Source organism: Domibacillus indicus (assembly GCF_000970685.1).
Lineage (GTDB): Bacteria > Bacillota > Bacilli > Bacillales > Domibacillaceae > Domibacillus > Domibacillus indicus.
Window position 1 is genome coordinate 345,890 of the sequence record NZ_LAJB01000003.1, and the last position, 22,295, is coordinate 368,184.

The following is a 22,295-nucleotide window of genomic DNA, read 5'->3' on the forward strand; positions in this document are numbered from 1 at the left end:
TTTCCTCCTCTAAGTCAATGGCTGCTCGATTATCGGAACACTGATTAAAACAGCGGTCCCGTTATTTGGTTTTGAATGAATGGTAATATCCCCATTCAGCAGGTCAATACGTTCCTTCATTCCCATTATGCCAAAAGAGCCTGTTTTTTTCTCGTTTGGATCAAATCCATCGCCGTTATCTTTCACAACAGCCAGTACTTGTTCTTTTTTTATTTCGAGTTTTACTTGAATCTCTGATGCATTGGAATGCTTTAATGCGTTTTGGACCGATTCCTGGATCAGACGGAACAGCGCTACTTCCATATTAGATGGGAGCCGCTTCTCAAGGCCCAGATTCACAAATTTTATTTCCGGTACAGCCGATTTAGCACGGTTGTACTCGCTTACGGTGGCCAAATACTTTTTTAGGGTTGGAATCAACCCAAGATCATCAAGGGCCATAGGGCGCAGGTCATAAATGATTCTTCGCACTTCATAAAGAGCGGAGCGCACCATTTTTTTCAGGTCGCGGATTTCTTTAAAGGCTGCTTCCACGCCCCGCTCCCGGTATAATTTTTCAATTAAATCGGACCGCATCAAAACATTGGCCATCATTTGGGCCGGCCCATCATGAATTTCACGCGACAGGCGCTTTCGCTCTTCTTCCTGGGCTTCCATAACCTGCAGGCCGAATGCCTGCTTCAGCTGTGCATCTTCAAGAGCACGGCCAAACTGCTTCATATCCTGCGTTAAATAATTTAAGACGACTGCCGTTTGTGAAACAAGATGCTCTGCCCGCTCAATGGTTGTATGTACGGATGCCAGACGGCGGTCAAGCTCATTGCGGCGCTCTATTAATTGCTTTTCATTTTGACGCAAAACAAGCAGCTTCATTTGTAAATCATGTGCTTGTTCATATGCCTGCCGCACCACTTCTTCCGGATAAACCGAGAAGTCACGGCTTACTTCTGAGAGACGCTGGCGGGCCATCTTCACTTTGCGTTCCAGATCTTCCTGCTCGATGATGGCGGAATGAATCTGGCCTTTAATAAGGTTGAGCTCTGTCATGAGCGTTTCATAGTCTGCTCTGCTTTGTTCTGCAATTGAAAAAATCTGGTCCTTGCTTTGATCGACGGTTTCCACCATTTTATCTAAAATCGTATCAAGAAGCTTTGTATCTGAATTTCGTATCGACATAAGCGGTTTCCTTCCAAATTTAATTGCCTGGACCTGTACGAAAGATTCAGCTCATATTTCACAAGGCTGTGTCTTTCGATGGTGGAAATAATACATAAATTCGTTTAAATCAATCAAAAAAGACCCGGTGAAAACCTCACACGAAAAGGTCCATTTTATTATAACATTAGTTTAAGAAACAAACATTAAAGTTTATTTACGATTCGTTTAAAAGTATTTCGAAGCATGCCTCTTTTCATTCAGACTTTTTTCCTTTACGATAATGACCACTACCGATTACCCTTATTTTTTCTTTTTAAACCTGATGAGGAGGAATTTTTTTGTTATCTCACTACAAAACTGTTAAATCAGCAGGCGAGCATGAAATTGTTATTCAGAAATCGCGCTTTATCGCCCATGTTACAAGAGCTGAATCTGCCGAAGAAGCTACGGCATTTATTGAAAAAATAAAAAAGCAGCACTGGAATGCCACGCATAATTGCTCAGCTTATATGATTGGCGAGCATGACCATATTCAAAAAGCAAATGATGACGGCGAGCCATCAGGAACAGCCGGAGTGCCCATTTTAGAAGTGATCAAAAAACGCGGGCTGAAGGATACCGCTATTGTGGTGACGCGCTACTTCGGCGGCATTAAGCTTGGAGCAGGCGGGTTAATCCGCGCTTATGGAAAAGCAGCATCAGAGGGGCTAAATGCGGCAGGGATTGTGGAACGGCGGCTGATGAAGGTTGTCACTGCTTCGGTTGACTATACATGGCTCGGCAAAATTGAAAATGAGCTGCGCGATTCGATTTATGAGATTAAGGAAATTCATTATGGAGAACATGTAGATATAGATGTTTTTGTAGAAGAAAACACAGTCCCTTCTTTTTGCAGCTGGATGACTGAATTAACAAACGGGCAGGCTGCATTTTCTGAAGGAAGCATTTTATATATGGAAAAAAACGTCGAATTTTAAAAAAAATTGAACGAATTGATCTTTTCATAGTAAAATAGTAAATGGCTCAAAATTGAATATTACGTTTAAAGGAGATAAATATATGAGTTCACCCAATCAACGCGTGGGTCGGCGCCGTAAAAAAACACAAAAGCGCCGGGTTGTATTTTTCGCTCTCTTTCTTCCCCTGCTGCTTGTTCTTTTTACAGGGATGGGTTACGGTGCTTTCTTGCATAAAAAAGCGGAAACCGTTTTGTCTGAGTCTTATATGAATGACGGGCGTGAAAAATCAGACCTGCGCGATGCAGAAGTTCATCCTCTAGAAGACAATGTGTCCATTTTATTTATGGGTATTGATGACAATGTTAACCGGGACTACGGTGATAATACCCGGACAGACGCACTCGTTCTGGCTACATTAAATATTGAAGACAAAACGATTAAAATGGTCAGTATTCCGCGTGATTCTTACGCGTATATTCCAGCAGAAGGCCACAACAATAAAATCAACCACGCGCATGCGGTCGGCGGTCCAACCGCAACCATTGAGGCGGTTGAAGAATTGCTTGATGTCCCGGTTGATTATTATGTACGCATGAATTTTTATGCTTTTGTCGATGTTGTGGATGCATTGGACGGAATCAAATTTGACGTTCCGTTTGAAATTACCGAAAAAAATTCGGATGATAAACACAATGCTGTCCACCTGGAGCCGGGTATGCAGACGCTCGATGGCCAGGAAGCATTGGCACTTGCCCGCACACGCAAGTATGACAGTGACATTGAACGCGGCAAACGCCAGCAGGAAGTGCTTCAGGCGATCGCCAAAAAAGCATTGTCGCTTAACTCTCTCACCAAATATGACGAAATGCTTGAGGCCGTTGGTTCAAATATGCGGACCGATATGACCTTTAGTGAAATGAAATCTTTTATTGAATACGGAAAAAATGACGATGTTCTTAACTTTGATACAATGACACTGGCTGGGTCCGATGATTTCCTGGATTCCGGTGCTTACGTTTACCGTCTTGATGAAATAGAGCTTGAAGCAGTCAAAGGCAAATTACAGCGCCACCTCGGCATTGAGGCTTCATCAGACACGGATGAAGAGGACACTGATTCAGAGTACGAAGAAAACAGTACAGAAGATGACGAGTCAGGATATGAAGAAAGCTATACAGAAGACGAATCATTCAGCAGCGATGAAGAATCATACAGTACAGATGAGGAATAAAAAACGCCGCTCCGTTATAAACTAACGGAAGCGGCGTTTTTGTTTTTGCTATAGATTTTTTTTTGTACCGCTTCTGACAAAATTAAGCAGCGGTTTGTAATCGTTGCTGATCAGGCCAATACTTTCAACGAACAGCTCAATTGCCACAGTAATGACCGCCATCATGATGATCGCTCCCCAGAGGGTTGCCATTGAGAAAATAATAGCAGCAAGCCCAAACAGCATAGCAATCATATAAATGATTAAAACGGTTTGTTTATGTGTGTAGCCTGTCCTAAGCAGGCAATGATGCAGATGGGACTTATCCGGCGCAGAAATCGGCTGATTGTTCAGCTTCCGGCGGATAATTGCAAAAATCGTATCAGAAATCGGCACTCCGAGTATAATAATTGGGATAATTAAGGAAACAACCGTAACGTTTTTAAAACCGAGCAATGAAACGACTGAAATAATATAGCCGAGAAACAGCGCTCCCGTATCCCCCATGAAAATTTTGGCGGGATGAAAATTGTGTTTTAAAAACCCGATTGTGCTGGCCGCCACAATAAGCGCCACACTCATAACATACACATCGCCTTTTAAAAAGGCCATAAAGCTGATTGTCAGTAATGCAATGGTAGATACACCAGCAGCCAGCCCGTCCAGCCCGTCAATCAAATTAATCGCATTTGTAATCGCGACAATCCAGATAATGGTCAGCGGAATGCTGAAAAAGCTGTTAAATTCAATGGTTCCGCCAAACGGCAGGTTAAAAAACTCCAGGCGGACATCACCGTACACAACCACTACAAGCGCTGCCGCAATTTGTCCGGCCAGCTTGACCCTGGCTGAAAGTTCAAACCGGTCATCGAAGACTCCCGTTAAAATAATGATAAAGCTTCCAATAATAATGGCAGGGTTCATTAACGGCAAATCATACGGAGCAGCCGGACGCAAGACAAGCATACCGATCAGGAAGCTGATAAAAATCGCCAGCCCCCCCATGCGCGGCATGATCCGCTGATGCACTTTCCGGTAGTTTGGTTTATCGACGGCTCCAATCGCAATGGCAAATTTTTTCACAAGCGGTGTAATGGCTAAAGAAGCCAGTACACAGATAATAAAGGCAACAATCATAAGATCCTCCCTCTGTCGGCCACAAGCATAGTTTATATATAAACGTTATTATTTTATTTTTCCTCAACTTCAACATTATAATCCCAAACCATTATTATATCCACCATAAACGTGAAAAAGACGCGATATTTTCTTTCATGCCGTATTCTGTTAAGATAAGGATGGGCAGCTGCATGCACCGCATCCAGTCATCAAGCCCTTGTGAACCGTATAAAAGCGGGTCCCTGGAACGTATTCTGAGGAGTGAAAAAAATGGTCTCATTGTTTCGCAAAAAAGATGCTGCTGACCGGCAGTTAAAAGAATATCGGCAGCTAGCTGCCTCGATTAATGAACAAGAAGCAGCAATGGAGGCTTTAACGGATGAGCAGCTGCGGGCTAAAACAGCCCAATTTAAAGAACAGCTTGCCGGCGGAGCTTCTATTGATGATATAAAAATTGATGCGTTTGCTGTAGTGCGTGAAGCAGCAAAACGCGTTCTTGGCATGCGCCATTATGATGTCCAGCTTATCGGAGGCCTTATTTTATCCGATGCGAACATTGCAGAAATGGCGACCGGTGAAGGCAAAACACTCGTTGCTTCCCTGCCAAGCTATTTGCGTGCACTTGAAGGAAAAGGCGTGCATGTTATTACGGTTAATGAATATTTAGCAAAGCGCGACCGTGACACGATCGGTCCTCTTCATGAATTTCTCGGACTGACTGTCGGATTAAACCTTCCTTTAATGGATGCTAAAGAAAAACAAGAAGCCTACAAGGCAGATATTACATATGGAGTCGGAACCGAATTCGGCTTCGACTACTTGCGTGATAATATGGTCTGGCACCCTTCCCAGCGTGTCCAGCGCCCCTACCATTTTGCTATAATTGATGAAGTGGACAGCGTGTTAATAGATGAAGCAAAAACACCTCTTATTATTGCCGGCAAGATGCCGCCGGCTGCTGACCTTCATTATATTGGAGCACGCGTGGCCAAACGCTTTGTCCGTGATGAAGATTATCATCTGGACGATGAAACGAAGGCCGTCAGTTTGACGGAGGGCGGCATTGAGAAGGTAGAAAAAGCGTTTGGCATTGACAATTTATATGAACTTGAGCACCAGACACTGTATCATTATATGATTCAGGCAGTCCGGGCCCATGTTATGTTTGAGCGGGATGTAGATTATATTGTGAAAGACGGAGCGATTCTGCTTGTCGATATGTTTACCGGACGGACAATGGAAGGCCGGACGCTTTCCGACGGGCTGCACCAGGCCATTGAAGCAAAAGAAGGCCTGGAAGTAACGGACGAAAATAAAACACAGGCATCCATCACGATTCAAAACTATTTCCGGATGTATCCATTCTTATCCGGCATGACCGGTACAGCGAAAACAGAAGAAAAAGAACTGCTTGATGTATACAATATGCACGTTATTCCTGTACCAACAAACCGGCCGGTGCAGCGGGTGGACATGCCCGACCGCATTTACCGCACTACTGAAGAAAAGTATCAAGCGGTGACAGCGGAAACTGCCCGCCGCCATGCAGCCGGGCAGCCTGTTTTAGTAGGGACAACCTCTATTTTACAGTCTGAAAAAATCGCCGACTACTTCCAAAAAGCCGGCTTGTCTTTTGAGATTCTAAATGCAAAAAGTGTTGAACAGGAAGTAGAGCTCATTTCCCGTGCCGGCCAGCGCGGCCATATTACCATTGCAACCAACATGGCCGGGCGCGGCACAGATATTTTGCTCGGCGAGGGTGTGCCCGAACTCGGAGGTCTTTACGTTCTCGGCACCGAGCGCCATGAAAGCCGCCGGATCGACAACCAGTTAAAGGGACGGGCGGGACGCCAGGGTGATCCGGGCGCAAGCGAATTCCTTATCTCACTGGAAGACACAATGTTCCGCCGCTTTGCGAAAGATGACCTGGCCAAGCTTGAGAAAAAGCTGCAGACAAATGGGGACGGGCTTGTCACCAATAAAAAAATACATGAGTTTGTTGACCGGGTTCAGCGCATTGTAGAAGGCGCTAATTACGCCATGCGTGAATATAATTTAAAGCTTGATGACGTTATCAATGAGCAGAGGGGCGTTATTTTCAGCCTGCGCAATGCGATTATTGATGATGATTCACAAAAGGACCGGTTAATTGACATTATTAAACGTTCTGCCCGTGAAGAAATTGATTATTACTGCTCAGAAGACCTGCCGCCCGATTCATGGAAGGTTGACTTATTAGCGGGGCACTTACAGGAAATTTTCGGCGGCCGGGAAGTTCCCCTGCCTGCAGAGCCGTCAAATTTAAAAGAAATCATTTCCTCAACTGAAGAGGTAATTGCTCCTTACTTATCATGGATAGACGAGCATTACGAAGCTGATTGGAACGACCTGGTGAAAAGGGTCATGCTCGGTGACATTGACCGTACCTGGACGATTCACCTTGAACAAATGGCCCGCTTAAAGGAAGGCATTGGCCTGCGCCATTATCAGCAGGAAGATCCAATGCGCATATATGCACGCGAGGGCCTGCAGCTGTTTCAAGCCTCTTACCGTGACTTGATTCGCTCTATTTCTGCCAAAACGGCCGCTTTAATGACAGAACTAACGAAAAAGGAGAATTAATTTATGTTTTCTTTCTTTAAACGGAAAAGCAAAAACGATGATACGTTAAAAAATGATGGGCTTGAAACAGCTGTCTCCGCCGGTGAAGTAACAGGTGAAGAAAGAGAAGCGGGCCAGGAAGAAGTAACAACAGCCCTATCCCTTCATCCCTCGCAGACCGTTTCCCAGGAGCAAATGTACGTGCTGCGCTTTTTAAGCAATGAACTGCCGCCGTTAAAGCGGAATCAGCTTTCTTTGTCGGGCATCGAATGGAACGAACAGCCGAATGGCATTGCGGTTTCCGCTTTCGTCCGCAATACGGTTGAACGGGATATTTCGCTTGGAGAGGTTCCTCTTTTACTGGTAAACGAGAAAAAAGAATTAAAGGCCCGCGATACCTTTCAGCTGAAGGAGCTTGGTTCGCTGCCGCCTGACTCAAGCCGCCCGTGGACCTTCCTCTTCCCTTCCGAATCACTGAATAATCAAGTTGAACTCGGCAAGGAAAACTGGTCTATTGCCTTTGATTTAACCTCCCGCAAACATAAGCTGGAGCTTGATGAGAAGTGGGAAAAGGCACTTCCGGAACAACAAAAAGAAAATTTGAAAAAAATTGTTGAAAATCTCGGTGATCCGGCTAAAAACGAGCTGAACTTTACCGGATTAAGCGCGACAACGCTTGAGGATGGAAATTTAACGATTTCGCTGCTGATCCGCAATGGATATGACCGTAATGTTAACATTGAAAAATTGCCATTGCAGCTTTTCGATGCAGCAGGCGAGCTTGTGGCACAGGGACAATTCAACGTTGGCAATTTCGAAGTAAAAGCCAACACAACGAAGCCCTGGACATTTGTATTTCCGGCATCGCTTATTCAAAAAGAAAACCCCGACTTCTCTAAATGGAGCGTCCGGGTGGCAAAATAAAAAAACTCCTTGATGGGCATCCATCAAGGAGTTTTACAATGTTGAAAGACAAATTTGCCAGGAGCCGTTTCATTCGTTTTTGAAGAACTCCATACCAAAAATGTATAAAGCAGTTATCTATGAAGTGAAACAAGCGACAGTATAAATCCTTTTAAAAAAAGGGCAAAAGAACTGCGCTTGACCCTGGCAAGAAATGGTTTTTCTTCTGTTAAAAGAAAGAGAGCCTTATTATTCATATATAGCTGTTTTTTCTTTGAAACAGAACGGGCGGAGGGCTGGCGGCGAAGACTCCCGCAGGACGAGCGGACGGGCTGAAACAGGCAGCGCGAAGCGGTGGCTATTTTCAGCGTTCGCCCTGCCGGAAAGCGCAGCCGCCAGCCCATTACGCTGCTTTTAAAAGAAATGTGTGATCGGAAACAGCGAAAGAAAAGCTTATTCCACTTCTATTGTTCAGAGAATGGCTGTACTTTTATTGCATTATTTCGATTGACAATCCATTTTTTAAACAGCATGAGACTCCCTGATAGTCATCCATCAGGGAGTTTTGGTTTAAGAACAAGAAAAAACACCTGCCGTATAAGGCAGGTGCTCACAGCTTTTTACCAACCACGTTCTAGCAAAACGAGTATTTTACATACAAAACGGAAACTATATGTTCATTTTATCATATTTTTCCCTGCTTACAACTGTTATTTTGACAAACATATCTACTATCTCTTCTTGCTGGAACGCAGTGAATTATTTACCAATAAATAAAGCTGCGGATGTGTTAATAAAAACGCTTAAAGCTTGTAAACTTTGACTTAAAATAAGAGTTATCCAAACTTGATATCGTAATGCCTGCAGAAGAGCTGGCGTGAATAAATTGGCCGCCGCCAAGGTAAATGCCCATATGGGAAATTCCTTTTTTGTACGTGTTGCTGAAAAAAACGAGATCTCCCACCACCGGGCTGGACACTTCATATGAACGGTTGTAATAGCCCTCTGTGTTCGTCCGGGTAATACTTTTGCCTGCCTGCTTATATGCATAGTAAATGAAGCCGCTGCAATCAAAACCCGATGTAGAGGCGCCGCCCCAGACATACGGAGTTCCCATTACGGATTTGGCTGCACTAATTAATTTTGTTGTGCTGTACCCGCCGGTAGAAGAGGGATTGCTCACTTTAACAGGTGTTTTCCCGGTGCTGGAGCCGCCTGATACCTTCAATTTCTGCCCTACGAAAATAACATCTGATTTTAAACTGTTCATTTGTTTTAATGCAGCAACGGTCATACCGTGCCTGGAAGCAATCAAGCTTAACGAATCCCCGCTTTTCACTACGTATGTACCGGACGTAGAAGTCGCTGGATTGACGGCCGGAGCCGACGGAGTGGAATTCGCCGCACTGCCGCTTACTTTAAGTTTCTGGCCGACATAGATCACGTCCGAATTCAAGCCGTTCAGCTGCTTTAATGCTGAGACACTTGTTTTGTAGCGGGAGGCAATCGCTCCGAGCGAATCCCCGCTTTTGACTGTATACGTGCTCGTAGAAGTCGTCTTCGTTGTCGTGCCTGTCGAAGAAGGCTTGCTGGCTGCTGGCGCGCTGCCGCTCACCTTCAGCTTCTGTCCGACATAGATTACATCCGAATTCAAGCCGTTCAGCTGTTTCAGCGCCGCTACACTTGTTTTATAGCGGGAGGCGATCGCTCCGAGCGAGTCCCCGCTTTTCACCGTGTACGTGCTTGTTGAAGTCGTCTTCGTCGTCGTGCCTGTCGAAGAAGGCTTGCTGGCTGCTGGCGCGCTGCCGCTTACCTTCAGCTTCTGCCCGACATAAATCACATCCGAATTTAAGCCATTCAGCTGTTTCAGCGCTGCTACACTTGTTTTGTAGCGGGAGGCGATCGCTCCGAGCGAATCGCCGCTTTTCACTGTGTAGGAAGACGCTGCTGCCGTTGTCACGGCTGCTGTGCTTTCTTCGCCTGTCTGCTCTGCTTTAGCGGCAGGGGTACTGTTGTTTTCAGGAACGATAAGCCGGTCATTAATTGACAGTGCATCGGATTCTAGATTATTCAGCTCTTTCAGCTGAACAACCGACAATTTATATTGATTGGCGATGCTGAATAGCGTGTCTCCCTGTTTTACTGTATACAGCTCTGAAGCTTCCGCAGCCGCAGCAGCGCCTGTTGAGATAACAGCCGCCGCCGCTAAAGAAATAACCGTTTTATTCATTCAACCGCTCCTCCACTCTCCGTTTACCTTTTTATTCTTATATTCTCTCATTCTATCGTCCTATATTCTCTGTTTTTTCATAGATTTCCTGTAAATTCATCCACTTTAGTTATTTACACCTAACAAATAACCTATATTTACCTTTAATTGAAAACCTTCCATTTTTGATAAAAGGCTCCTGCCTTTTGAACAGCCAGCTTGCTGCCTCCTGCCCCGGCAGCATCTTCAACAAGGAATGCCAGAACAAATGACGGGTTATTGGCATCATACGAAACAAATAAACCATTTTCTTTTCCTGTGGTGCCCTGTTCAGCTTTTATTTCCGCTGTCCCTGTTTTTCCGGAAATGGCAAGTCCATCTATGTTTGCTGCACGGGCGGTTCCTCTCTCTACAACGCCGCGCAAACCGTTTTTAATAAGAGCAGCCTGTTCGGCTGTGACCATTTCTTTTTTCCAGACAGAAGATTCATCTTCAAGAAGCAGCAGCGGCTTCATAATATTGCCGTTATTTAAAAATGCTCCGTATACGTTGGCTAAATGGGTCATCGTTGTTAGGACCTCTCCCTGTCCGTATCCGGTATCAGCAAGTAAAATATCAGAATCAAAATCTCCGCTGTTTGATATTTGCGAATCACGAAGCGGGTAGATAAACGGGTTGTCCTCTCCGAAGCCAAATGACTGAAGGCCGGATTTCATTTGTTCTGCACCGGTATCGAGGGCCGCCATGGCGAAATAAATGTTATCAGAAGCCACAATCGCCGACTCCAGAGTAACAGGTGCTGAAGACTCGCTTACGCGTGTTACCCGGTAGTTGCCCCATGAAGCGTCTTTTTGCCATTGAAGCCCGGTAATGGTTTTGCCTTCTGAAGGGTTCAATTTGCCCGCTTTCATGGCAACAGATGCTGTAATCGGCTTGATCGTGGAGCCTGGTGAATAAGAAGCCGCAAACCGGTTTAACAGCGGCTGCTTTGGATCCTTCTCAAATGCTGCATATTTTTCTCCCGAAATGCCAAGCGCAAATTGATTTGGGTCAAAGGATGGCGATGAAACAAGTGCCAGCACATCACCCGTTTTAGGATCTACTGCTGAAGCCGTTCCGGCGCTTCCTTTATATTGTTCAAACAACGTTTTTTGCATTTCGGCATCAACGGTGACGCTCACATCCTGGCCATTTTTCGGTTCCTTTTTGGCGATCACTACTGGTTCTTCTTTCTCTTTTTCGATAAAAATCTGTACTCCATCTGTTTCCTTTAACTGCTTTTCAAATAACTGCTCAAGCCCTCTTTTGCCAATCTGGTCTCCCTGCTCATACCCTTTGTTTTCTTTTAATTCCTCTGCATTGATTTCACCTGTATAGCCGGTTAAATGGGCTGCGGCGGCTCCGTATGGATAAACACGGACTGGTTTTGAAGAGGTTGTCACGCCTTTAATGGCTGTTGCTTTTTGAATAAGTGCCTCATCCGACGAAGCTGCCGTTTTAAGAGGCACAAAATATCCATCCTGAACCCAGCTCTGGCTCAACTGCTCGTCAATAAATGTTTTTTCTATCCCGAGCACGGCTGCAAGAGCCGTTTTTCCTGTTTCGTCGACCGCGCCGGCATTTACGCCGATTTCAACAGCTGTGCCATTTACAGCAAGCGAGCTGCCATTCCGGTCAAAAATACGCCCCCGTTCCGCTTCAAGAGCCTGAATACGGACTTTATCTCCTTCCGCATAATGAGGCAGTAAATAAGCAGGATCCCAGTCAATAAGCCACTCTTTCCCATCTTCTGTTTCTTCCAGCTTCATAACGGCTTCTTTTTCAAAGGAAACCGGTCCGGCGACAGTTTCCATATTTACGCTAAATGGGAGGCGCACTGTCTGTTCATTGTCTTCCTTACTGTCATCCTCGGACGGAAGCTTCACCTCCAGCTTATCCATTTCAATATCTGTCATAATTTTTTTATACTGTTCTACAAATTGCTTCTCTGTCATGGCAGACTTTGTTTCGTCAGTAAAATGGGCGTACATGCCATTGTAATCGCCTTCCTGCCATGCCGTTATATATTCTTTCAGCTCCGCTTCCGGCGCATCGGGCCCGCCGCAGCCGCCGAGCAAAACAGCCGCTGTTCCAATCGTTAAAAAAAATGCAAACCGCTTCATACTCGCACTCCTTTCCATATTTATACTAGTATAACAGAAAAGAAAGGGCTCCCTTACGATCGTTTTTCTTCTTTACACAAGTTTTAAAATAACGGAATAATTACATGCCAGGCGGTTGCCTGCGCATGTAAACAGCGAATTTCCAAAAAAGCTGTCTGGGCCATCTAACTATCGTCATTGGTAAAGCCGGTTCTTTAAAGAAAAAAGTTTCTGAAAAGCCGCCTGTCACTTCTGGAAATAAAACGCTGCATAAAAAAAGACTGACAGCTTTGCGCCAGTCTGAGAGTGTAAAAAAAGTTAGAAAGCGAGCTGATTGAAAACGTTTGTTCTTCCAGGAACACCGCCGGCTGAGAAGCGAGTGACCTTTTGTGGGTCATGAGCAGTCACAGCCGGCAAGTGACGCCGAAAGCAAGCGTTTGCCGCCAGTCTGAAAAACTCATTTCAAAGCTGTTTTTACATTTTGGGAATTCGGATGAGAAGAAAGCGCTCGTACTGAAGCTGCATATGCTTAAATAAAGAATGGACCGCCAAAAATTGAGTGGTTTTTCCTTTGCGAATAAAAAATTGATTGGCGATTGACAGCACAACTGACCTGGATAAAGAGGGAGCAGTGACAGCTGTTAAGTGAAAGTAGCCTTCCGCTAAACTGTAGTTAATCATAATTTCCTGCCAGGAGCCTTTTTCAGCTACAACCATTTTCACAGAACCTTTTGACCCAAGGCACCATTCTTTTTTTTCGAGACCTCCACGTCTTGTAAACTCGGCATCAACAACAAGTCCATCCTGGTAAACCGTCATAAAACGAATCATGCAGTCTTCTTGCCTTCCGTTGACAAAAATAAGAGAACTCTCCATTGACCCTTTTTGTTTTTCCATCCAATTCTCCTTTTACTCTTCTTTTCATTCTTTTTTCCTATTTCGACAATTTTATCCAATACCCTTCAAAACTTTTATACTAAATAAAAAGAATGACTGTCAATTTTTAAGAAAAAATAATTTTATTTCTCCTGTTTTAATGTCCGTCTTTCGAAATCCCTGCTTTCTAAACAAAAAGGTTCGATTTTCGTTATAATGGATAAATACTTACTAAACAAAGGAAGATTAGATGATTTTCACCTCACAGTTCTGGCTGTCTATTACGTTTTTCGCTTTTTATTTTTCGTGGGGCATTTTTATGCCATATTGGAATGCCTGGCTTGTTTCCGAGAAACATCTGCCCGTTGAAACAGCTTCTTCACTCATTGCGGCCGGATTGCTTGTCCGGGCTGCATCTACCTTTTTTCTTTATCCGGCAGTGAGCGCAAAATACCCGGCTGGAACACTCTTAAAATGGTTCACAGTTGCCGCGGCTCTTCTTTCTCTTTTCTTTATTCCAGCTTCCGGCTATGGAACGCTTCTGCTCATTATGGTGGCATTCAGTCTGGTTTATCCGGTTATTATGCCTATGGCGGACAGCATGGGCGCTCTTTTAATGAAAACAGAGAAGATACATTACGGGAAAAGCCGATCCTGGGGCTCGATCGGCTACACGGCTGCCGTTTTTCTTATCGGTATCGTAACCGCTATTTTTACTGACGCAGCGATTTTATATATGCTCATTGGAAGCTTGCTGTTTATGGCTGCAGCCGCTTTTTATTATATGCCTCCGGTGCTCAGGGAACGCGGAAATCTCCGGCGTGTTCCGCTTCGCCAGCTGTTTCGTTCGCGGCGGTTTGTAACAGCACTTATCATCTGTATTTTGATTCAGGGAGCACATGCTGCTTACTATAATTACGGCGTTCTGTATTTGCAGCATCTCGGTGTCAGCAGTGTCTGGACAGGTGTTATCTTAAATATTGCAGTTGCCGCAGAAATTATTTTCTTTAGTGTAGCGGACCGGTTTTTGCGCCATGTTTCCGTCCCCGTCATGTTTACATGGGCGGCATGTGCGGCTGTGCTCCGCTGGTCAGCCATGTTTTTATTTCCGACAGTTGCCGTTTATGTTTTTGTGCAGGTATTTCATGCATTTACTTTTGGGCTTGCCCATTACGCGTTCATCCGGCTGCTGTATCAGGAATTTGACTCTTCGGAAATCCCGGCTGCCCAGGGTGTATATTCTTCACTTGGAATGGGATTAAGTACAGCAATTTTAACTTTTGGGGCAGGCTATTTATATGAAATAGAACCCCGCCTTGCTTTTTTAAGTATGGCTGTGTTTGCTCTTCCGGCTGTATTCATTAGTTTATTAATCATAAAAGGAAAAAGCTAAGAATTTTCAGTATTTTTTAAGCCAAATATATTGTTTTCGCTTATACTAATAGAAAGAATGACTGGAGGAGGGCTTGCGATGGCTCAAACAGACCTGACATTTGAAAATAGACTTCTTGAGATTTTCGAACATTTGCATGCACATCCAGAAATCAGCTGGAAAGAAACAAAAACGACCGCCTATATATCGGAGCTGCTGAATAAAGAAGGAATCCGCTCTTATACATTTGATGACTGTACCGGCCTTATTGCAGAAATCGGCAGCGGGTCGCCGGTAGTGGCGGTACGTGCTGATATTGATGCTCTGTGGCAGCAGGTGGATGGAGAATTTCGCGCCAACCACTCATGCGGGCATGATGCACATATGTCGATTGTCATCGGGGCAATTTTAACGCTAAAGGATGAAATAGCGGACGGAGATGGAACAGTCCGGTTTATCTTTCAGCCGGCGGAAGAGACAGGCACCGGAGCCTTGAAAATGGTCAGCAAGGGCGTGGTCGATGATGTCGATTATTTATTCGGTATTCATCTTCGCCCCATTGAAGAAGTTCCTTTTGGACAAATCACCTCATCCGTTCACCACGGCGCTGTTGCTTTTTTAAACGGAAAAGTGATCGGTGACGATGCGCATGGAGCACGGCCTCATCAGGGAGTCAATGCGATTGAAGTAATGTCTTCTTTAAGCCGGCAGTTAAATACGATTAACTTTTCGCCTTTTGAACCGTATTCAGCGAAAATGACACGGATTGAAGCAGGCGGCCAGAGCTTAAACATTATTCCCGGCTCTGGAAAATTCGGGCTTGATGTCCGGGCCCAGCGCAACAAAGTGCTGCTGGAGCTTCAAAAAGCCGTAGAGCATAAGATTGAACAGATCAGCCTGCTGTATGAAGTGAAAATTGATTACGAGTGGATGGATTTCACTCCCGCTGCGGAAGTATCTGAAGATGCAGAAGCCTTTTTACGCAAAGGGATTATTGAGGTATGCGGCAAAGAAGCGCTGGCTGAACCGCTTATCACATCCGGCAGCGATGACTTTCATTTTTATACCATTAAACGCCCGCACATCAAAGCATGCATGATGGGGCTTGGCTCGGGCCTTACTCCCGGACTGCACCACCCCTATATGACGTTTGACAGGCGAATTATTAAAATTGGCGCTGAAACATTGGCTGCCAGTGTAAAGCATGCCTTAAAAGACGGATAAAGAAAATCCGCAGTGACATGAGTCTACTGCGGGTTTTTCGCGTGATCCGGCCGGTGAACCGGCAATAACCGTTTTTTGTATAAAATACCGATCATATTCAAAAGATATTTTGGCCATCTTTTTGGAAAGAAAGGCTTTGTGTAATACGTCGAATACGCCGCTTTAATATCTTCCCAATTCATGCAGTCCTTTGTCTGGCGAAAACGGGCAACATCGATAATCATAACGCTTCCTGCCTCTGTAATCATGATGTTTCGCAAATGAACATCAGAAGGATTGAGTCCTCGTTTCCTGGCGGCTGAAAGAGCGTAGTCAGCTTCCTGAATATGCCGGGCAGAAATATCAATTCCTTCCTCGAGACATTGAAAAAAGGTTTTTCCTTCTACCCAGTCAATAACAATATACGTGCCTCCTGACTCATGCAGAGCCGGAAAGTGAGAGATTCCCGAAAGAAGACGGTAAATATCAGCTTCTTCTTTTGCGATATGAACCTTATCGGGATAAAACACTTTAAGCGCCTTCTCCGTTCCTTCAATGCGGAATACAGCTGCACTTCTTCCCTCTCCGGCAAATACCAGCTTTTCATTATCGGCGAGTGGCCGCCAGTGTCCTCCCTGCCGCTTGAATCGAACACTTTCTGCGAGATGCTTATACCGCTTCATGCTCATTCCTCTTTTCTGCTTTCTTCTATTATATACGCCCGGGAGACCAAAAACGATTCATTTGTTTATCTAGTCTTCCCGATCTTACCGCCTTTTTTTCAATCAATGCCTCTGCCTCCTTAAAAAAATTGAAGCCCTGTCCCAAAAAGTGAAATATAAAAAACCGGCTCGGATAAAACCGGCCGGTTTTTTTATTAGCTGATTAGTTAAGGATCGTTACGTTAACTGTACGTACGCCCCAGCTGTATGCAGCGTCATTGTTTGGTACATGAAGATCAATTTTATTGCCTTTAATCGCGCCGCCTGTATCGCCGGCAATTGCTTCACCGTAGCCTTCAACATATACACGTGTGCCTAGCGGGATAACATTAGGATCAACCGCGATGACTTTTTTGTTTGGCTGGCTGCGAAGGTCAATACCTGTCGCTGTGATCCCTGAGCAGCCGGCACATTCTGCTGTGTATGCAGTTGCAGTCACTGTAATTGTTTTACCCTGCGGTGCTGACTCCTGTACAGGCTGGGCAGCTGCTTGTGTTGTGTGCTGTGCTGGTGCTGATGCTGCTTGTACCGGTGCAGCTGATCCGTTGGTTGACAATTGCTCGCCTGGATAAATTAGATTTGATGACAGGCCGTTAATTGACTTTAATGATTCAACGGAGATGCCGTGTGCTGTTGCAATTTTGAAAAGCGTATCACCGGCTTTAACTGTGTATGTACCATTGCCGCTTGATGCTGCCTGTGCTGTGCCGCCTGAACCAGATGTTTGAATTGTTTCGCCGGCATAAATCATGTTTGAAGATAGTCCGTTTGCTGCTTTTAATTGGTCAACTGTTGTACCCGTTTTTTGAGAGATGCTCCATAATGTGTCGCCTGATTGTACTGTATATGAGCTAGCTGATGCAGCAGTACCGAATACGCCGCCGCTGATTACTGTTGTTGCTGCTAGTGCCATGATTTGCTTTTTCATAATAGAAAAACCTCCTGGATTGTTCCTGCCGGCATGACGTGGCATGCGTACGCAAGAATTTTTTACACTTTGCTTTCCGTGACTGTAGGGACAACAACTAATTTATATAAAAGCGCGATAAGCGCTTGATTGAGGACGCCTTTCCCCGGATGGCCGTTTTTCTTCAACGACCTAACGAGATTCATTGTAGCACGCCAAAGAGTGTAATGTTTTTAAAAGAAAGTTACGCTTTTATGTTCAAATATGACGTTCTTATTACATAAAAGCGTTTACCTCGAATTCGTAATAATTCCGTCACATATAAACCAATTACATACAAAAAAGGGGAGCCGGCCTGCGCCAGCTCCCTTGACAATTTATTTTAAAATTTGAACTTTTACTGTGCGCACGCCCCAGTTTCTTGCTTTTTGTGACGTAGACATATGCACATCGATTTTATTTCCTTTAATAGCGCCGCCAGTATCACCGGCAACCGCCTCACCGTAGCCTTCAACATATACTTTTGTGCCAAGCGGAATCACTTTAGGATCCACGGCAATGACTTTTGCATTTGGGTTTTTCTTTAAGTTAATGCCTGTTGCAGTAATGCCGGAGCATCCGCTGCAATATGCAGTATACGCAGTTGATTTAACTGTAAGTTCTTTTTGAACGCTTTTTGTGCTTGATTGTGGCGCCGGAGCAGAAGTTGCGGCTGCCGTGCTGCCGATAGAAAGCTTTTGTCCAATTTTAATAGTGTTAGAGGAAAGGCTGTTCCACTTCTTCAATTGATCTACCGTTGTACTGTAGCGTTTTGAAATACCGTAAAGCGTATCACCTTTTTGAACCGTGTAAGTAGCGGCTGCTGCTTGTGCCGCAGAAGCTGAAAAAATCATCATTGCAGCAAGAAAAGACATGGCCATTTTTTTCACGTATCATTACCTCCTAGTTTTGTAACACGAGATTGATTGTAACACGGTTCTGTTTCAAGACTATTACACTACGATGTTCGTTATATTACATTAACATTTCTGATTTTTAATAATTCTGACAATTTAAAAATAGACCAATAATATGAATTATTATTGGTCGATCTAACAATAGTTGTATATAATGAAAATTGATCTATTTATATTCTACTTGATGGGAGATTTTGCAATGATTTATCGGCTTCAGCTTTTCAAAGGGCTGTTTCGTACTACTCATGAACTCGCACAGCTATCACAGGCCGAAAAAATTCGCGGTTTATGGACAAAATTTTCATTACTGGTTTTCATTAGTTTCCTTTTGTCCTTGCTTGCCGGCGCCTTGGGCATACAAAGTGAAACCATTTCCACTTACATGGCCAAATCCGATATATATACATATGAATGGCTGAAACTTCTATTTACAGCGGGTTCGGGGCTTGCAGGGCTGCTGCTTCCTTTTTTCTTTATTTTTATCCCGGCTCTTCTATTCTGGACATTTCTAGAATTAGAGTTTAAAAAATTAATCGCCCTGCAGTGCATGGTATTTTTAATTTATTTGGTTGAATTCGCGCTGCTGATCATATGGAATGTGTTTTTTTCTATTCCACGTGATTCCTCGCCTTTTTCATTGGGTGTTCTGGCCCAGTATGCAACAGACAACGTAATTGCCATTCGTTTTTTCAGCTTTATTTCTATTTTTCAAATCTGGATTCTTGTTATTCAATATCGTTTTTTACGTGCATCGCAAGCAAGAAAACCTCTTTTCGTTTTCTTCATGGTATTTTTGATCGGTCTTGCATTCTGGATTCTAGCAACATTGTTTACATCGATTCATGTCGAAAACTTGTTTTAACGAAGAGAGGTGGACACAGTGAAAAAAATAAAAAAACAGGTCTGGCTCGTGGCAAGTGCCGCCGTTATAGCCGGGAATTTATATTTGATTTTTAAAGAAGACAGCAAAGCAGCACGATCAGAATGGCTGACAGACTGGGATCGTTCCGAAACAGGTGACGTGGTACAATCTTTCTCCGCTGAAGGTGTAATCGTCCCTTCCGATGAATATCCGATTTATTTTGATGAAAGCAAAGGCTCGCTCAAGCAGGTTTTTGTTAAAGAAGGCGATGCGATTGGACCGGGTACCGACTTATTTGAATACTCGTCTGACGGAATTGATGACGAAATTGCCCGCTTAACAGCAGAAAAAGAGCAAACGCAGCAGCAAATTTCCTTAATTGATAACCAGCTGAGCCAAATGCGTATTCTTTTATCACAAGCTGAGAGCGAGGAAAGCGATAATTCTGCTACGGATATCCCTTCTTCTTATGATACTGACAGCGATAGTGACAGAGACACGAGCGTTACGATCATTCAAAATGGTGATGCAAGTACAACGATTGAAAAAGATATCCTGCAGCAGGAAACCGAAAAACAAAAGCTTCAGGAAGAAGTGAAAAAGTACGATACACTGATCGCCGCCCAGGAAGCGAAGAAAAGCAGCCTTATCGTGAAAAGTACAAGTGAGGGCTATGTAAAAGAAGTTGATACAAGCCTTAATAATCCATTGTTAATTATTAATTCATCGGTTCCTGCTGTGCAGGGTGTTTTGGATGAAAAGCAGGTTGCCAAAGCAGAAACAGGACAAAGAATTGAAGTGGCAGTTGATACAACGCTCGGACAGTTCGGCGGCTCCCTGGACCTGGTCAGCTCATACCCTGAAGAGGAGCCGTCAGTAAAAAGAAAAAGCCTGTATCCTTACTCGGCCCAGCTGACAGATGGTGAAACAAGTGAGCTGTATCCAGGGTTGAAAGCGAACGTAAAAATTGTGACAGCTGAAGCAAGCGGTGCCGTAACGATTCCAAATACCGCTATTGTAAAGAAAAATAAAAAAGCGTATGCTGTCGTTTTAAACACGCAGGGACTTTTAGAGCGCCGGCAAATTGAAACCGACCTTCACGTTGATGGCATCTATCAAGTTACAAGCGGTGTAGAAGCCGGAGAAGTGATTGTCATTGACCCGCATGAGCTGGTTATGAAGCACGGCCCTTTCATTACACCGATTGATGCCGACCATGTGAAAAAGAAACCGTGGAACGAGCTGTCCCGCACTGAAAAAATGAAATATACGCTTATGGGCTTTTTATCGTAAGCATCCTGCTGCCTCTTTTAATAAGAGGCAGTTTTTTTATGTTTTCTTCCTTTATATTCTTTTATTCTGGTAAAATAGTAACAAAAGAGTCTATTTGGAGGAAAAAATGAAAAATTATTCTTTAATTCTATTTACTGCCCTGCTCCTCTTCTGCTTGTTCCCCCCGTTTGTCTCCGAGGCGGAGGAAGCTGCTTCTGTGTATATGGAAACAACAGTCGACACGGTTTTCTTTACTTCGCCATCAGACAGCGAGAACCGGCAGGGAGTTTCGATTTCAGCCGGAACGAATGTCCTTTTAATCAGCCGTTCAGGCGAAGAAGCAACAGTCGAATGGAACGGCCAGATCGGATTTATCAATACCGCCTATCTTGCACCACCTGCCTCGGAACCTTCTGCTTCTAACGAAAAATCTGTGTCCGCTTCTGTACCGGCTGCAACTCTTTCTGAAGCCAGCACCGGAGCTTATTTTCAGCTTCTTTCAGATGCCGAGTTATTTGAACAGAAAGATGGGCAGATGGTGAAAGCAGGCCGCTTGCTTTCAGGAGAAATATGGAAGAAAAAAAGCTCGGAAAATGGCTATGTTTCTTTTATTTTGGGCAATGGCACCGCTTATGTAAAAGAGTCTGAAGTTTCCTATTTGCCTTCCGCCGCTCTTTCGGGCGGTGTTCAAACAGGAAAAGCGTACCGGAATAAAGTAATGATAAAAAAAACAGCCGAGCTTCTTTATTCGAAAAATGGGCAGCTTTCTGTCATGGCCCGTATGCTTCCGGGTGTTATGCTGGACACACGCGCCGCATATGGTGATTATTATATCGTCAGTATCGGCGGCAGAAGCGCTTATGTCCGTAAAGCCGACACTGCCTTATATACAGGCAACTACGTGGACCCTTATAAAACCATTACCTACAGCCAGATGATTAAAGATTTAAAAGAAATTGTGCAGTGGCATCCTGATATCGCTTCGCTTGAAACCATCGGAAAATCCGTGGATGGCCGCGATTTGTATGCCCTGAAGCTTGGCACCGGCAAAGAAGAAGTATTGATCAATGCCTCCCACCATGCCCGCGAGCATATTACTACGAATGTAGTAATGGAAATGGCCGATCAATATGCGAGTCTTTATAAAACCAATGGCAGAATGAACGGATACAATGTTCAGTCTATTTTAAAGAAAACATCGCTTTATTTTGTCCCGATGGTGAATCCTGATGGTGTTTCTCTTGTTCAGCTTGGAGCGAACAGCGCAAAAAATAAAGCGGCTGCTTTAAAAATAAACGGCGGCAGCGCGAATTTTTCCGCCTGGAAAGCAAACGTACGCGGCGTTGATTTAAACCGCCAGTATCCGGCGACCTGGTCTACGATCTGCTGCAATCCTGGGAAGCCTTCTTCCCAAAATTACAAAGGTCCGAAACCGCTGAGTGAGCCCGAGGCCAAAGCAATGTACGATTTCACGTTAAAGCATTCCTTTAAAACGAGCGCTTCCTATCATAGCTCAGGACAAATTATTTTTTGGCATTTTCATCAGTCCGGTGCGCGTAAAACACGTGATTATGCGTTAGCCAAAAAAGTAAGCGCCAAAACAGGCTACAGCCTGGTCGCTCCGCGTTCAAACCCGAGCGGCGGCGGATTTAATGACTGGTTTGTCCAAAACGAGCAGAAGCCTGGATTTACGATTGAAGTATCTCCATATGTCGGCAACCGTCCAGTCCCGCTCGTGTACTTCTCAAGTATATGGAAACAAAACAATACCATCGGCTTAATGCTTGCAAATGAAACCATTAAATAAAAAAAGGGGCTGCCTCTT

17 protein-coding genes are annotated in these 22,295 nt (G+C 44.4%); 9 read left to right on the plus strand and 8 right to left on the minus strand.

Going from position 1 to position 22,295, the window contains the following annotated elements; genetic code table 11:
- Nucleotides 1-9: 9 nt before the first annotated feature.
- Nucleotides 10-1,176 (minus strand): sensor histidine kinase, encoded by a 1,167-nt coding sequence (locus VP98_RS06080; RefSeq protein ID WP_046174448.1) that lies wholly within the window; start codon nt 1,174-1,176, stop codon nt 10-12.
- Between the two features lie 320 nt (nt 1,177-1,496).
- On the opposite strand from VP98_RS06080, the gene VP98_RS06085 reads away from it, so the two are divergent.
- Together VP98_RS06085 and VP98_RS06090 are read left to right on the plus strand one after the other, a co-directional pair.
- Nucleotides 1,497-2,135: a YigZ family protein gene (locus VP98_RS06085; protein ID WP_046174449.1), complete on the plus strand. Its 639-nt coding sequence runs from the start codon at nt 1,497-1,499 to the stop codon at nt 2,133-2,135.
- Between the two features lie 82 nt (nt 2,136-2,217).
- Nucleotides 2,218-3,348 carry an LCP family protein gene (locus VP98_RS06090; protein ID WP_046174450.1) on the plus strand — a complete coding sequence of 377 codons (1,131 nt, stop codon included), beginning with the start codon at nt 2,218-2,220 and terminating at the stop codon, nt 3,346-3,348.
- A 48-nt stretch (nt 3,349-3,396) separates the two neighbouring features.
- Here VP98_RS06090 and VP98_RS06095 read toward each other — a convergent pair whose 3' ends face one another.
- The gene (locus tag VP98_RS06095) at nt 3,397-4,464 is read right to left on the minus strand and encodes a glycosyltransferase family 4 protein (RefSeq protein ID WP_046174451.1); all 1,068 of its coding nucleotides are present in this window, start codon (nt 4,462-4,464) and stop codon (nt 3,397-3,399) included.
- 252 nt (nt 4,465-4,716) lie between these two features.
- Between VP98_RS06095 and secA2 the strand changes: the two genes are divergently transcribed.
- Both secA2 and VP98_RS06105 read left to right on the plus strand, forming a co-directional pair.
- Nucleotides 4,717-7,068, plus strand: coding sequence for an accessory Sec system translocase SecA2 (gene secA2, locus VP98_RS06100; RefSeq protein WP_046174452.1), 2,352 nt, complete (start codon nt 4,717-4,719; stop codon nt 7,066-7,068).
- Between the two features lie 3 nt (nt 7,069-7,071).
- Nucleotides 7,072-7,971 carry an accessory Sec system S-layer assembly protein gene (locus VP98_RS06105; RefSeq protein ID WP_046174453.1) on the plus strand — a complete coding sequence of 300 codons (900 nt, stop codon included), beginning with the start codon at nt 7,072-7,074 and terminating at the stop codon, nt 7,969-7,971.
- A gap of 769 nt (nt 7,972-8,740) precedes the next feature.
- Here the strand turns inward: VP98_RS06105 and VP98_RS06115 are convergent.
- The 3 genes from VP98_RS06115 to VP98_RS06125 all read right to left on the minus strand — a co-directional run bounded on the left by VP98_RS06115 (nt 8,741) and on the right by VP98_RS06125 (nt 13,197).
- Nucleotides 8,741-10,180: a peptidoglycan endopeptidase gene (locus VP98_RS06115; RefSeq protein WP_046174455.1), complete on the minus strand. Its 1,440-nt coding sequence runs from the start codon at nt 10,178-10,180 to the stop codon at nt 8,741-8,743.
- Between the two features lie 143 nt (nt 10,181-10,323).
- On the minus strand, nt 10,324-12,321 hold the full coding sequence (locus VP98_RS06120) for a penicillin-binding transpeptidase domain-containing protein (protein WP_046174456.1): 1,998 nt from the start codon (nt 12,319-12,321) through the stop codon (nt 10,324-10,326).
- Nucleotides 12,322-12,774: 453 nt separating this feature from the next.
- Entirely contained in the window at nt 12,775-13,197 is a 423-nt protein-coding gene (locus tag VP98_RS06125) for a hypothetical protein (protein WP_046174457.1), read from the minus strand.
- A gap of 229 nt (nt 13,198-13,426) precedes the next feature.
- On the opposite strand from VP98_RS06125, the gene VP98_RS06130 reads away from it, so the two are divergent.
- Together VP98_RS06130 and VP98_RS06135 are read left to right on the plus strand one after the other, a co-directional pair.
- Entirely contained in the window at nt 13,427-14,569 is a 1,143-nt protein-coding gene (locus tag VP98_RS06130; RefSeq protein ID WP_046174458.1) for an MFS transporter, read from the plus strand.
- A gap of 78 nt (nt 14,570-14,647) precedes the next feature.
- On the plus strand, nt 14,648-15,772 hold the full coding sequence (locus VP98_RS06135) for a M20 peptidase aminoacylase family protein (RefSeq protein ID WP_046174459.1): 1,125 nt from the start codon (nt 14,648-14,650) through the stop codon (nt 15,770-15,772).
- Between the two features lie 23 nt (nt 15,773-15,795).
- Here the strand turns inward: VP98_RS06135 and VP98_RS06140 are convergent, their stop codons facing one another.
- The 3 genes from VP98_RS06140 to VP98_RS06150 all read right to left on the minus strand — a co-directional run bounded on the left by VP98_RS06140 (nt 15,796) and on the right by VP98_RS06150 (nt 18,309).
- A complete protein-coding gene (locus VP98_RS06140; protein WP_046174460.1) occupies nt 15,796-16,434 on the minus strand; it encodes a serine/threonine protein kinase in 639 nt (212 codons plus the stop codon).
- A gap of 202 nt (nt 16,435-16,636) precedes the next feature.
- Nucleotides 16,637-17,401: a LysM peptidoglycan-binding and 3D domain-containing protein gene (locus VP98_RS06145; protein WP_046174461.1), complete on the minus strand. Its 765-nt coding sequence runs from the start codon at nt 17,399-17,401 to the stop codon at nt 16,637-16,639.
- Nucleotides 17,402-17,757: 356 nt separating this feature from the next.
- Complete coding sequence (locus tag VP98_RS06150; protein ID WP_046174462.1) at nt 17,758-18,309, minus strand: 3D domain-containing protein; 552 nt, start codon at nt 18,307-18,309, stop codon at nt 17,758-17,760.
- Between the two features lie 226 nt (nt 18,310-18,535).
- Between VP98_RS06150 and VP98_RS06155 the strand changes: the two genes are divergently transcribed.
- The 3 genes from VP98_RS06155 to VP98_RS18245 all read left to right on the plus strand — a co-directional run bounded on the left by VP98_RS06155 (nt 18,536) and on the right by VP98_RS18245 (nt 22,277).
- The gene (locus VP98_RS06155) at nt 18,536-19,198 is read left to right on the plus strand and encodes a hypothetical protein (protein ID WP_046174463.1); all 663 of its coding nucleotides are present in this window, start codon (nt 18,536-18,538) and stop codon (nt 19,196-19,198) included.
- A gap of 18 nt (nt 19,199-19,216) precedes the next feature.
- Nucleotides 19,217-20,491 (plus strand): efflux RND transporter periplasmic adaptor subunit, encoded by a 1,275-nt coding sequence (locus VP98_RS06160; RefSeq protein ID WP_046174464.1) that lies wholly within the window; start codon nt 19,217-19,219, stop codon nt 20,489-20,491.
- Between the two features lie 106 nt (nt 20,492-20,597).
- Complete coding sequence (locus VP98_RS18245) at nt 20,598-22,277, plus strand: M14 family metallopeptidase (protein ID WP_052712151.1); 1,680 nt, start codon at nt 20,598-20,600, stop codon at nt 22,275-22,277.
- The last annotated feature ends 18 nt before the right edge of the window (nt 22,278-22,295 follow it).